The sequence below is a fragment of the uncultured Microbacterium sp. genome, from assembly GCF_900078385.1.
Taxonomy (GTDB): Bacteria; Actinomycetota; Actinomycetes; order Actinomycetales; family Microbacteriaceae; genus Microbacterium.
Genome location: NZ_FLQR01000007.1, coordinates 137579 through 149416 on the forward strand (window position 1 = coordinate 137579; position 11838 = coordinate 149416).

14 protein-coding genes are annotated in these 11838 nt (G+C 71.3%); 2 read left to right on the forward strand and 12 right to left on the reverse strand.

Going from position 1 to position 11838, the window contains the following annotated elements:
• Positions 1-10 precede the first annotated feature (10 nt).
• Positions 11-1387: an ATP-dependent RecD-like DNA helicase gene (locus QZL85_RS08345; protein WP_295575981.1), complete on the reverse strand. Its 1377-nt coding sequence runs from the start codon at positions 1385-1387 to the stop codon at positions 11-13.
• A 44-nt stretch (positions 1388-1431) separates the two neighbouring features.
• Here QZL85_RS08345 and QZL85_RS08350 point away from each other — a divergent pair, with 44 nt between their 5' ends.
• Positions 1432-2580 (forward strand): hypothetical protein, encoded by a 1149-nt coding sequence (locus QZL85_RS08350; protein ID WP_366208650.1) that lies wholly within the window; start codon positions 1432-1434, stop codon positions 2578-2580.
• 6 nt (positions 2581-2586) lie between these two features.
• Here the strand turns inward: QZL85_RS08350 and QZL85_RS08355 are convergent, their stop codons facing one another.
• The 3 genes from QZL85_RS08355 to QZL85_RS08365 all read right to left on the reverse strand — a co-directional run bounded on the left by QZL85_RS08355 (position 2587) and on the right by QZL85_RS08365 (position 5737).
• Positions 2587-4563, reverse strand: coding sequence for a cytochrome c oxidase assembly protein (locus tag QZL85_RS08355; protein WP_295575983.1), 1977 nt, complete (start codon positions 4561-4563; stop codon positions 2587-2589).
• 85 nt (positions 4564-4648) lie between these two features.
• Positions 4649-4927, reverse strand: a complete 279-nt coding sequence (locus QZL85_RS08360) for an HU family DNA-binding protein (protein ID WP_028496289.1) — start codon at positions 4925-4927, stop codon at positions 4649-4651.
• Positions 4928-5149: 222 nt separating this feature from the next.
• Positions 5150-5737 (reverse strand): TetR/AcrR family transcriptional regulator, encoded by a 588-nt coding sequence (locus QZL85_RS08365; RefSeq protein WP_295575985.1) that lies wholly within the window; start codon positions 5735-5737, stop codon positions 5150-5152.
• 111 nt (positions 5738-5848) lie between these two features.
• Here QZL85_RS08365 and QZL85_RS08370 point away from each other — a divergent pair, with 111 nt between their 5' ends.
• On the forward strand, positions 5849-6673 hold the full coding sequence (locus QZL85_RS08370; RefSeq protein ID WP_295575987.1) for an alpha/beta hydrolase: 825 nt from the start codon (positions 5849-5851) through the stop codon (positions 6671-6673).
• A 64-nt stretch (positions 6674-6737) separates the two neighbouring features.
• Here the strand turns inward: QZL85_RS08370 and rpsN are convergent, their stop codons facing one another.
• The 8 genes from rpsN to QZL85_RS08410 form a co-directional block, all read right to left on the reverse strand.
• Positions 6738-7043 carry a 30S ribosomal protein S14 gene (gene rpsN, locus QZL85_RS08375; RefSeq protein WP_028496288.1) on the reverse strand — a complete coding sequence of 102 codons (306 nt, stop codon included), beginning with the start codon at positions 7041-7043 and terminating at the stop codon, positions 6738-6740.
• 4 nt (positions 7044-7047) lie between these two features.
• Positions 7048-7218: a 50S ribosomal protein L33 gene (gene rpmG / locus QZL85_RS08380; RefSeq protein ID WP_005051772.1), complete on the reverse strand. Its 171-nt coding sequence runs from the start codon at positions 7216-7218 to the stop codon at positions 7048-7050.
• Positions 7218-7454 (reverse strand): 50S ribosomal protein L28, encoded by a 237-nt coding sequence (rpmB, locus tag QZL85_RS08385; RefSeq protein ID WP_295575989.1) that lies wholly within the window; start codon positions 7452-7454, stop codon positions 7218-7220. The genes rpmG and rpmB overlap by 1 nt, the downstream gene beginning before the upstream one ends.
• Positions 7455-7594: 140 nt before the next feature.
• Positions 7595-8275, reverse strand: a complete 681-nt coding sequence (locus QZL85_RS08390) for a DNA-3-methyladenine glycosylase (RefSeq protein WP_295575992.1) — start codon at positions 8273-8275, stop codon at positions 7595-7597.
• On the reverse strand, positions 8251-9681 hold the full coding sequence (locus QZL85_RS08395) for a hypothetical protein (protein ID WP_295575994.1): 1431 nt from the start codon (positions 9679-9681) through the stop codon (positions 8251-8253). The genes QZL85_RS08390 and QZL85_RS08395 overlap by 25 nt, the downstream gene beginning before the upstream one ends.
• Positions 9671-10390, reverse strand: coding sequence for a TIGR03943 family putative permease subunit (locus QZL85_RS08400; RefSeq protein WP_295575996.1), 720 nt, complete (start codon positions 10388-10390; stop codon positions 9671-9673). Before QZL85_RS08400 ends, QZL85_RS08395 begins: the two co-directional genes overlap by 11 nt.
• 25 nt (positions 10391-10415) lie before the next feature.
• Positions 10416-11420 carry a permease gene (locus tag QZL85_RS08405; RefSeq protein WP_295576361.1) on the reverse strand — a complete coding sequence of 335 codons (1005 nt, stop codon included), beginning with the start codon at positions 11418-11420 and terminating at the stop codon, positions 10416-10418.
• Complete coding sequence (locus QZL85_RS08410; protein ID WP_295575998.1) at positions 11417-11812, reverse strand: Fur family transcriptional regulator; 396 nt, start codon at positions 11810-11812, stop codon at positions 11417-11419. The genes QZL85_RS08405 and QZL85_RS08410 overlap by 4 nt, the downstream gene beginning before the upstream one ends.
• Between the last annotated feature and the right edge of the window lie 26 nt (positions 11813-11838).

Here is an 11838-nt window from a genome sequence, read left to right on the forward strand (position 1 = left end):
CCCGCGGCGCTCACTCCGCCGCCGCGCGGACGGCGGCCATGAACCGCCGCACGTCGCGGTCGACCAGGATGTCGCTCGGGCGGAGCGGACGCGACAGGTACAGGCCCTCGAGCGAGGTGAGCCGGGAGAGCGCGACGTAGGTCTGGCCGGGGGCGAACGCGCCCGACCCGAGGTCGACGATGGCGCGGTCGTACGTCTTGCCCTGCGACTTGTGGATCGTCACGGCCCACGCCAGCCGGAGCGGGAACTGGGTGAACTCGGCGACGATGTCGCGGGTGAGCTTGCGGGAGCCGGGGTCGTAGGCGTACCGGAACCTCTCCCACACGGTCGGCTCGACGTCGTGCTCCTCACCGTCCAGTTCGACCCGTACCGAGCCGCCGGCGATGCGCGTGACGGTGCCGATCGAGCCGTTCACCCAGCGGGGCCCGTCGCCGCTGTATCCGGCGATGTCGTTGCGCAGGAACATCACCTGGGCGCCGACCTTGAGCTGCAGCTCCGGCTCGGCGGGATACGTGTCGCCACGGCCGAAGTCGCCGCTGATCTCGGCGCGCGCCGTCTGCACCGGTCCGGTCAACGCGTCCAGGTGCCGCTGGTTGATGCGGTTCACGATGTCGTTGCGGGTCGCGAGCGTGATGATCGGCGGCTCGCCGTCGACGGGCTCGGGCGGAGTGCGCGCCCCCATCGTGTTGAGCGCATCGGCGATCTCCGCTGTCACGACCCCGTGCCGGACGGCGTTGAGCATCGCCTTGAACGCCGGGTCGGACTGCCGGTGGATGTCGCGCAGCTCCCGGATGTGCAGGGGGGCGCCGACGCGTCCGAGGTCGAGGAGCCCGTCGGAGCGGATCGCGCCGCCGTCGGCGCGGGGTCCCGCCCACACCTGCGCGTCGAAGAACCAGAACGACCGATAGTGATCCTGGATGTAGCGCAGCTCGTCGCCGCGCGGCGGCACCGGCGACAGCTGGTACGGGTCGCCGAACATGATGACCTGGACGCCGCCGAAGGGCTCGGCCCGGCGCCGGCGGGCCTGCCGCAGGGATCGGTCGATGGCATCCATGAGGTCGGCGTTGACCATCGAGATCTCGTCGATGACGAGCGTGTCGATCGCGTTCATGATCTTGCGCGCAGGCTCGGACTGCTCGATCTCGCTGTCGGCGATGAGGCCGATCGGGAGCCGGAAGAGCGAGTGGATCGTCTGACCCTCGACGTTGAGCGCCGCGACACCGGTCGGTGCGCACACGGCGATCTGCTTGTGGGTGTTCCAAGCGAGGTGCTGCAGCAGCGTCGACTTGCCGGTGCCGGCGCGACCCGTCACGAAGACGTGCTCGCGGGTGTCCTCGATGAGACGGAACAGCGCGTCCTGCTCGGGTGACAGGGTCGGCGTGCTCACCGGAACCATGCTAGCTATCAGCCAGGCCTTCCTAGACTGGGTCCGTGGACGGTGCGCGGGATGTGACGACGACGGATGCCGTCGCGCCCGCGGCGGACGACGTCGTCGAACGCGCACCCGAGGCTGCCGCCCCGCCGGCCCGCACGGCATCCGTCCACCGCCGGCGTCGACGCCGGCTCGCGGCCGACCTGACCGCCCTCGGGGTCGTGGGCGTGCTCCTGGTCGCCGCGCTGACCGGGACCGGCGCCTACCTCTACCAGCAGCTCTACAGCCCCACCGCCTTCGTCCTCGGCTACCTCGACCTGCTCAGCCAGGGCCGCGCGGCCGACGCCCTCGCCGTCCCCGGGGTCCCGATCGATTCCGCCGACCTGACCGCCGCGCGCCTTCCGGAGACCGCGTCCGAGGCGCTCCTGCGCCGCGACGCCCTCGCGCCGCTGAACGACATCACGGCCGAGAAGGTCGAGGTGGAGGACGGCGTCACGGCCGTCACCGTGTCCTACTCGTCCGGTCCGTTCGAGGGCACCTCGACGTTCCAGGTCGAACAGAACGGCTGGATCGGCGTCGCGCCGTCGTGGCGCTTCGCGCAGAGCCCCCTCGCCGTCATCGACCTGACGGTGCGCGGCGCGATGCAGTTCCGCGTCAACGGCTTCGAGGTCGACAAGCGGCAGGTGTCCCCCGAGGGGGTGGATGCCGACCCGCTCGCCTCCGTCCCGCTCCTGGTCTTCTCCCCGGGGCTCTACGCGCTCTCGGTCGACACCCCGATCTCGGAGAGCAAAGGCGTCGCCGTCTTCTCCGACACGCCCCAGGCCCAGGTGCCGGTCGATCTGCAGACCGAGCCGACGCCCGAGTTCGTGGACGTCGTGCAGGAGAAGGTCGAAGGGTTCCTCACCGCGTGCGCGGACCAGCGGGTGCTGCAGCCGACCGGATGCCCGTTCGGGATCGACGTGAAGAACCGCATCGTCGACCTCCCCGCCTGGGCGATCGCGCAGCAGCCGACGGTCGCCCTCGCCCCGGACGGTGCGAACTGGCTCATCCGGCGGACGCAGGCCGTCGCACAGGTGGATGTCGTCATCCAGCGCATCGAGGACGGCTCGACCTGGCCGCTCTCGGAGGAAGTGCCCTTCTTCATCGACGGCACGGTGACGATCCTGCCCGACGGCACCGCCTCGATCGAGGTCTCGTCGGCCGACTGATCCCGCTCAGCGCGGGGTGCGGGCCTCGCGGTCCGCGAGCTCCTGCAGATGCGCGTTGTACGCGACCAACTCCTCATCGCCCGTGCGGTCGGCGTGCCGGTCGGACCGGCGCTGCGCGCGCTCGTCGGACCGGCTCCACTGGATCGCGACGACGATCGCGAGGATGAGGGTGGGGATCTCGCCGATCGACCACGCGACGCCGCCGCCGGTGTACTGGTCCTGGAGCGGGGTGTCGCCCCACGTGCGTCCCATCGAGCCGAACCACTCCGCGACGAACAGGCCCGAGGACATCATGATCGCGATGCCGAAGAAGGCGTGCATCGCCATGACGCCGATGAGCGTGACGAGGCGGAACGGATGCGGGAGCCGCAGCGGGACCGGGTCGATGCCGATGAGGGAGAGCACGAAGAGGTAGCCGGAGATGAGGAAGTGCGCGACCATCCACTCGTGGCCGATGTGGTCGTACAGCGACCAGCGGAACAGGTCGGTGTAGTAGAAGATCCAGAGCGAGCCGATGAAGACCGCGGCAGCCACGAGCGGATGCGTCAGGACCGCGGAGAGCGGCGTGTGGACGGCCCAGAGGATCCACTCCCGGCCGCCGCGGGTGCCGTCCTCCCGCTTGCGGATGGCTCGGGCCGCGAGCGTCACCGGGGCACCCGGCACGAGGCACAGCGGGATGGCCATGGTCAGCAGCATGTGCCCGACCATGTGGATGCTGAACAGGTAGTCCTGGTACGCGTTGATCGGACCGCTCGTGACCCAGAGGAGCAGCAGCATCCCGAGGAGCCACAGCACCGTGCGGTAGACCGGCCAGGCGTCGCCGCGGGCACGGAGCCGGCGGACGCCCGCGAGGTAGAAGAACACGCCGAACCCGACGGCGAAGGCCCAGAGCACGTCGACGTCCCACGCGGTGAACCACCGGTCGATCGTGAGCTCCGGCGGCAGGGGCGCACCGGTCAGCACTTCGGCGGGCGTGGGCGAGTCCGGCAGGGACACCCCGCCCGGCGGCGCTGTGCGGGCGAGGGCGACGGCCGCTCCGCTCGCGATGCCCATGAACGCCAGCTCGAGGGCGATGAGGCTCCAGAAGCGCCGGGATCCGGCATCCGTCCCGACGCGGACGATGAGGCGCCGCCGATACCAGGCGCCGAGCACGCCGATCGCCACCAGCGCGACGACCTTGACGGCCAGAAGCGCCCCGTAGGCGGAGATCAGGTCGTCCCAGGCCCCCAGGCCCGCCACGGCCCGCGCGGTGCCCGACAGCGCGACGACGACGAACGCGGCGAGGGCGATGCTCGAGTAGCGCGCCAGCACGTCGGTGAGGCTCGCGCGCGGCATCCGCGGGCGGAGGATCACGAGGAGCACGAGCCCGCCGAGCCAGACCGCGGCCCCGATGATGTGCAGCGCGAGCGCGACGACCGCGGTGTTGTGGTTGGCCTCGTCGCCGGAGTGCCCCTGCGTGGCCATGGGGACGAGCGTCGCGACGGCGAGGAGGGTGACGAGAGCCGTGGACGTCCAGCCGCGGACCGCGAAGGTGAGCACCGTCAGCACGGCGCCGCCGAGGGTCGTCAGCGACCACGCGCGGCCGGTCTCGGTGTCGACGAGGAAGCGGCCGAGCTGCGCGCCGAACTGCGCGTCCGCGGCCGGGGTCGCGTTGAAGATGCTGAGGAAGGTGAAGAAGGCGGTGACACCGGCGGCGACGGTGAAGCCGGCCGACGCGACGGATGCGACGTCGAGCGCCGTGTCGAAGGGGCGGTCGCCCGACCGCAGAGCGAAGAGCGCGAGGACGAGCGAGCCGACCACCCCGGCGGCGGAGAGGTTCACGACGAGCGTCGCGATGGGGAGCCCCCAGCGCACGACGGGCCCCGGGTCGGCGAGGAGCAGCGGGGCTGCGCCGCCGCCGAAAGTGAGTCCGGCGACGAGCGCCACGAGCGCGGACCCCGCAAGGATCGCCGGCCCGGCGTAGCGGAGCGCGCGGGAGTTCACCGTCCCAGCCTACGCGCGGGCCTCCGGGCCCCGGACACGCAGAAGGGGGATGCCGTTCGGCATCCCCCTTCGTCAGACGACCGTCTTACTTGACGGCAGCCTTGAGCTTCGAGCCCGCGGTGACCTTGACGCGCTTGCCCGCGGCGATCTTGATCTCCTCGCCCGTCTGGGGGTTGCGGCCCGTGCGGGCGGCGGTGTCGACGCGCTCGAAGGCGATCCAGCCGGGGATCGTGACCTTGTCGCCCTTGGCGACGGCGTCGGAGACGGTCGAGAACAGAGCGTCGAGCACGCCCGAGACAGCGGACTGGCTCTGGCCCGTCGCGCTGGCAATGCTGGCAACGAGCTCGGTCTTGGTGATGGCCATGGGGTTGTCCTCCAGAAGGCGGCGATGCCGCCTTGATTACTACGGACCGGACGGCTCGCGCCCGGGTTGGTCGGATGGACCGGTCCCGAATATACCCACGAACCGCGACATTCCGCGGATTTCCGGCGCTCTCCGGGCGGTTTCACCGGCGTGTCGCGTGACGGATGGGACGAATGGGGCGGATGAGGCGTCGAGGGCGTGGACCCGCGCCGTGCCGGCAGGTCAGGCGCGGTGCGCGGCGATCACACCGCGCGCCGTGCGCGCGAACGCCGGCGCGACGCGCTCCTGGCCGTCCAGGTAGCCGCCGACGAGCGCGGCGTCGCGGAGCAGGACGAGGGCCGCGGCGACCTCCTCGGGCTCGGTCAGGTGCGCTGCGGACGCGATCTGCACGAGCATCCCGCGGAACCACTCGCGGTGCGCGGCGATGAGGTCCCGCACGGGGCCGGCATCCGGATACTCGGCGGCGGCGTTGATGAACGGGCAGCCGCGGGTGTGCCGCTCGCGGATGTCGGCCGCGATCCCCTCGACGACGAGGTCGAGGAGCACCTGCGGGTCATCGGATGCCGCCGCGGCGGCCGCGAACAGCGCGCGCAGCTGGGCGTCCTCCCCCTCGAGGTAGGCGAGGACGAGGCCTTCCTTCCCGTCGAACTGCTTGTACATCGTCGCGCGCGTGACCCCCGCGGTCTGGATGATGCGATCGACCCCGACGGAGTGGATGCCCTCGCCGTAGAACAGCAGCTGCGCGGCGGCCAGCAGCCGGTCGCGGGCGGACAGGGCGGAACCGACGATCGGCGGGGCGGTGGTGCTCATGCTCACATTCTCTTCTCTCTCGGGAATAGTCTTGCATAGATAGAACGTTCGGTCTACTATTCGAGCATTCCCACCGACACCACCGCCACACCGAACCCACAGGAGATCGACATGACCACCACCGAGAAGAGCCCCATCGTCCTCGTCCACGGACTGTGGATGACCCCGAAGAGCTGGGACACCTGGGCGGAGCGCTTCCGCGCCGCCGGCCACGAGGTCATCGTGCCGGGCTGGCCCGGCATCGACGACCGCTCCGTCGCCGACATCCGCTCGAACCCCGAGGCACTGAAGGGGATCGGCATCCGCCAGATCGTCGACCACTACGACCGCATCATCCGCGCGCTGCCGACCAAGCCGATCATCATGGGGCACTCCTTCGGCGGCCTCTTCACGCAGATGCTCGCCGACCGCGGGCTCGGCGTCGCCTACGTGGGCGTCACGCCCGGCCAGCCCGCGGGCATCTCGACACTCCCCCTCGCGACCCTGTGGACCGGGACACCGATCCTGTCCAACCCGTTCGGCCGCAACGGCGCCAAGCCGCTGAGCAAGCGCCACTTCCACTTCACCTTCGGCAACGACCTGACCCGCGCCGAGTCCGACCGCATCTGGGAGGAGCAGGCCGTCAACTCGTACAACCGGGTCTTCTTCGAGGGTGTCGCGGCGGCCTTCAACGAGAAGGGCGGGGCCTCGCACGTCGACTACGGCCGCACCGATCGCGCGCCGCTGCTGATCATGACCGGCGAGATCGACCATGTGGTGCCCCCGGCCATCGGCCGCGCCATCGTGAAGAAGTACCGCGCGACCGGCAGCCCGGCGGTCGTGGACTACAAGGAGTGGCCGGGCCGCACGCACCGCATCGTCAGCCAGGACGGCTGGGAGGACGTGGCCGAATACGCCCTCGCGTGGGCGACCTCGCACGCCCGCGTCGACGCCTGACCCCCGAGCACAGCAGAAGGCCCGGACCCCCTGCGGGGATCCGGGCCTTCGGTGCGATGGGTGCTTACCAGCTCGACTTGGTCACGCCGGGCAGCTCGCCACGGTGCGCCATGTCGCGGAAGCGGACACGCGAGATGCCGAACTTCGACAGGTGGCCGCGCGGGCGGCCGTCGATGGCGTCGCGGTTGCGCAGACGCACGGGCGACGCGTTGCGCGGCAGCTTCTGCAGGCCGACGCGGGCGGCCTCGCGGGCCTCGTCGGTCGCGTTCGGGTCCACGAGGGTCTTCTTCAGCTCGGCACGCTTCTCGGCGTAGCGGGCGACGACCTCTTCGCGCTGGTGGTTGCGCGCGATCTTGCTCTTCTTGGCCATGAGATCAGCGCTCCTCTCGGAATTCGACGTGCTTGCGGATCACCGGGTCGTACTTCTTCAGCACGATGCGGTCGGGGTTGTTGCGGCGGTTCTTGCGCGTCACGTAGGTGTACCCCGTGCCGGCGGTCGACCGCAGCTTGATGATCGGACGGACGTCCTGGGCCTTCTTCGCCATTAGAGCTTCACACCCTTCGCGAGCATGTCCTTGACGACGGACTCGATGCCGCGGACGTCGATGACCTTCATACCCTTAGCCGACACGTTGATCGTGATCTTGCGACCGAGCGAGGGGACGAAGTAGGTCTTCTTCTGCACGTTCGGGTCGAAGCGACGCTTCGTCCGGCGGTGCGAGTGCGAGATGGCGTGACCGAAGCCGGGAACTGCTCCGGTCACCTGGCACACTGCTGCCATAGTGATTTCTCCTTAGTACCGTGACACCGGACGGTGCCACCCAAGATCCCTTGTCTGCACCCCACGCCCGCGCACGGCCGGGTGGCCGGGTTCAGGAGGGGGATACGAAACTGCGTGCTGGAGTGCGCGCAGACAAAGAGTCAGTCTAGCACGATGGGACCGGCGCCCCGACCCCACCGGAACGACGAGACCGTCGGCTCGCCGGGCAGCCAGAACCGCCAGGGGAACGCCGCCGTGCCGGCGACGCCCGCCACCCCGACGCGAGGACCGGTCTCGATCGCCGGTGCGGTCTCCTCGGGCAGGAGCAGGTGCGCGGTCGCGCCCGCCAGCGGGGTGGCCGTGACGGCGTCGATGCCGTCGTGACGCGGATGCCGGAGGCCGATCGCGTCGCCGAGCCGGCCCGGGCCGCGCGCGAGGTCACGCGCCGTGCGCGCCGCCGGGCGCCGCGCGAACGCGGCATCCACCCCCTCGATCACCTCGCCGCCGCGCAGCAGGATTCCGCCCGCCTGCCCCGCCGGTCCGCACACGACGTTGACGCAGGAGTGGATGCCGTGGCTGAGGTAGACGTAGAGATGCCCGGGCTCGCCCCACATCGTCGCGTTCCGTGCGGTGGGGCCGCTGCGGGCGTGGGAGCCCGGGTCGGCCACCTCCCCGGTGCCGAGGCCGTGATACGCCTCGACCTCGGTCAGCCGCACGGCGACCGGGACGTCGTCCACCGTGACGCGCAGGATGCCGCCGAGAAGCCGTGGCGCCACCTCGAGCGGAAGTGCCGCCAGGGCGTCGCGGGTGGCCGGGATCATCCGCGCGTCGCGTTCTGGCACCACGAGATGTCGAAGCCGGCGAGTGCCACGACCTCGTTGTCCGGGACCTCGCCGTCCAGGGCGATGACGTGGGTCTCGAGCCGCGTCGGCAGCGGCAGCGCGTAGCCGTCGTAGGGGTTGTCCACCGTGTCGGGGGCCAGCAGCAGCGCGGCGTACCGCCCGCTCGGCGAGATGCAGGACTGCAGCAGCGTGTCCTCCGGCGCGACGGTGAACACGGTGCGGGCGGCGCCCTCGGCATCCACCACCGCGACGTCGGTGGAGAGCAGCGTGAAGCCCTCGAGGTGGGCGAGCACGCGCAGCGTCGCGCCGGTCGAGCCGGGCAGGGGCGTCACGGCCCCCGGCTGCCCGAGTCCTGGCGCGGTGCCGGGCAGCTTCTCCTCGTCGGCGGTCGCGAGGTCGATCCGCGCGAGACCGTCGACCCGCTCCACCACCGCCTCGGTCGATCCGCGCGCGATCCCGTGGATGCCGACGGCGTTGCCGAGGGCGACCGGCTCGCCCCCTGCCGCGGAGGCGAGGGTGAGCGCGCCGTCGAAAGTGAGGAGGAGCACGCTGTCGGTGCCGGGCACGAACCGCCAGTCCTCGACGCGGGAGTCGCCGCCGTCGATCGTGATCGGCGTCGGCTCGTCGTCCACCCGGCCGGCACCGAGGGATGCCGTGTGCAGCACGCTCTCGCGGCCGCCCGCGGGGCCGATGTCGGCATCCGTGAACGTGTACCCGATGAGGTCGCCGCGGTCGGCGCTCTGCAGGTTCGTGACCATGCCGTCGCCGGGCAGCGGCAGCGTGCGCGGGTCCGAGCCGTCCCGCTCCGTCACGATGAGCTCGGAGAGGTCGGCATCGTCGCGCGTCGCGACGACGAGGTGCCCGGACGTGGCGCGGAAGTCCTCGATGTGCGGCGCGGTGAACACCGGGACGGCGGCGTCGCCGGCCAGCTCGGTGCGGAAGACGGTGTCCTTCCCCTCGCCGCGCTGGAGGAGGTACACCTCCAGCGCCGGAGTGGTGAAGTCCTCCGTGATCGTCGCGGACTGCCCGCCGCCGATGCCCGTGACCCCGGAGATCGTGACCGTGTAATCCGTGGCATCCCACAGCGGCAGGGCGAAGCGCACCCCGACGGTGCGCCCGACGGTGTCGACCGTGAAGTCGGCGGCCGGCGAGACGGTGACCTGCTCCGGCGACACCTCCGCGAGCGACTGCGTGGTCGTGAACAGCACGCGGGAGCCGGATGCCGCGACGGCGGCGGCCGTGTCGATCTGGACGTCCGTGACCCGCGGACCCTGCGCGGTGGTGAGCGCGGCACCGCCGAGACCGACGGCGGCGAGCACGCCGACGACGATGGCGAAGCTCGTCGCGAACGCGCGTCCGCGCCGCCGCCGCGCGTGCGTGCGCCGCGTCGGTCGGTCAGTACTCATACGGGTCCTCGGGCTCCGCGATGACGTCGACCGAGGTGGCCTGCACCTGCAGGCGCCCGTCGACATCCCGGATGGTGCCGGTCACGGTGACCCACTCCCCGGTGTCCGGCGCGTCCGGCGCGCTGATCGGGACGCGGGCCGGCTGCGCGTCGATGACGCAGTGCGTGATGACGAGGCGCGTGAGGTCGAAGCCGTCGTCGCCCGGCGTGACGAAGCCCGTGAGGGTGATCTCGTCGCCGTCGAAGGCGTCCGGGTTGGTGGCGGTCGCGAAGACGCTCGCCCACTCCCCGACGCCGAACGCCGCCGTGTCCCCGGTCGCCGCGAGGGCGACGTTGTCGGCCCCCTGGAAGAGCGGCGCCGTGCCGGTGTCGCGGGACATCGCGAGCTCGGCCGAGAGCGTCGCGGGGGGGATGAGCACGATGGCGCCGACGATGCCGGTCGCGAGGATGCCGCCGGTGAGCGCGGCGACCCCGCCCGCGGTGACGCCGCCCGACGCGTGCCCATGGTCCTCGTCGTGCCCGTGGTCATGGTTGTGCCCGTGGTCGGCCTCCTCGCCGAGCGGGAGGGAGAAGCTCAGCACGGCGCCGGCGAGCGCGAGGACGGCCATCGCGACCGCGAACCACGTCGAGTCCGGGTTGATGTAGAGCCCGAGCCGGTCGGTGAGCGCGAGCGTGAGCGTCACGGCGGCCAGAGCGGCGGTGAGCCCCACGCCGAGCAGTCGGGTCCCGAGATGCCTAGGCAAGGAGGTTCACCACCCCGCCGAGCGCGATGGCGCTCAGCACGACGACGACGACGAGACCCGCGAGCACCCGGGTGCGGAATGTCGTCCGCAGGAGCGCGAGCATCTTGACGTCCACGAGCGGCCCGACCAGCAGGAAGGCGACGATCGAGCCCGGGGTGAACGTCGAGGCGAACGACAGCGCGAAGAACGCGTCGACGTTCGAGCAGATCGACACCACCATCGCGAGGGCGATCATGGCGAGGATCGACAGCGCCGGATTGGACCCGATCGCGAGGAGCATGTCGCGCGGGACGAGCACCTGCACGGCACCGGCGAGCGCCGAGCCGATGACGAGCGCCGGCATGACGGCGCGCAGCTCGACGACGAACTGTGCGAGGCTCCGCCGCCCACGACCGCCGGACTCGGTCTCGACGATCTCGCACGTCGCACGGAAGCGGTCGGTGACGAGCCCGTCGGGATCGGGATGCCGGCTGTACAGCCAGCCGATGAGGTTCGCTACGGCGTAGCCGCCGAGCAGCCGCGCGATGAGGATGCCGTCGTCGAACCCGAACGCCTGGTGGGTCGTGATGATCACGATGGGATTGACGATCGGCGCCGCGATGAGGAAGGTCAGCGTCTCGGGGACCGAGAATCCGCGCATCATGAGTCCCCGCGCGAACGGGACGTTGCCGCACTCGCAGACCGGGATGAGCATGCCGAGGAGCGACAGCACGGCGCGACGGGCCCATGCCCGCCGCGGCATCCATCGTTCGATGACATCCGGCGGCACCCACACCTGCACGACGATCGAGAGGATGACGCCGAGCAGGACGAACGGCAGCGACTCGATGAGCACGCTGAGGGACAGGGTCAGGGCGTCCTGCGCGCGGGTCGGGAGCAGCGGCGCGGGCGAGATCAGCGCGAGGGCGACCAGCCCGCCGATGACGGCGACACCTCCGACGAGCGCGACCCACGGCGAGAGGCGCGCGTGCGAGGTGCGCGTGCGCGTGCTCGTCACCGAGCCGCTTCCGAGCAGGATGCGCACAGGCCGAAGATGTCCACGACGTGCTCCGCGCGGGTGAAGCCGTGCGCCGCGGCGGTCCGCTGCGCCCACGTCTCCACGTCGGTCGCCTGGATCTCCACGGTCGTCCCGCAGCCGCGGCAGATCAGATGGTGATGGTGGCCTTCGCTCGAGCAGGCCCGGTAGATCGCCTCGCCCTCCGGGCTCTGCAGCTGATCGGCCTCGCCGCTGGCGGCGAGGGAGGCGAGCGTGCGGTACACCGTCGCGAGGCCGATGCCGGTGTTGTCGTCGCGCAGGGAGGCGTGCAGGTCCTGCGCGGACACGAATCCGCGGGCGTCGCCGAGCGCCGCGCGCACGCGATCGCGCTGCCAGGTGTTGCGCTGGACCATGGCCGGAGTCTACCCGCGGGCCTTCT

What these genes read in the sequence shown, in the direction of transcription:
- QZL85_RS08370 (WP_295575987.1), top strand. Translation starts at nt 5,849, where the DNA reads ATGACCACCACCGAGAAGAGCCCCATCGTCCTCGTCCACGGACTGTGG.
- QZL85_RS08410 (WP_295575998.1), bottom strand. Translation starts at nt 11,812, where the DNA reads ATGGTCCAGCGCAACACCTGGCAGCGCGATCGCGTGCGCGCGGCGCTC.
- rpmB (WP_295575989.1), bottom strand. Translation starts at nt 7,454, where the DNA reads ATGGCAGCAGTGTGCCAGGTGACCGGAGCAGTTCCCGGCTTCGGTCAC.
- QZL85_RS08365 (WP_295575985.1), bottom strand. Translation starts at nt 5,737, where the DNA reads ATGAGCACCACCGCCCCGCCGATCGTCGGTTCCGCCCTGTCCGCCCGC.
- QZL85_RS08360 (WP_028496289.1), bottom strand. Translation starts at nt 4,927, where the DNA reads ATGGCCATCACCAAGACCGAGCTCGTTGCCAGCATTGCCAGCGCGACG.
- rpsN (WP_028496288.1), bottom strand. Translation starts at nt 7,043, where the DNA reads ATGGCCAAGAAGAGCAAGATCGCGCGCAACCACCAGCGCGAAGAGGTC.
- rpmG (WP_005051772.1), bottom strand. Translation starts at nt 7,218, where the DNA reads ATGGCGAAGAAGGCCCAGGACGTCCGTCCGATCATCAAGCTGCGGTCG.
- QZL85_RS08395 (WP_295575994.1), bottom strand. Translation starts at nt 9,681, where the DNA reads ATGAGTACTGACCGACCGACGCGGCGCACGCACGCGCGGCGGCGGCGC.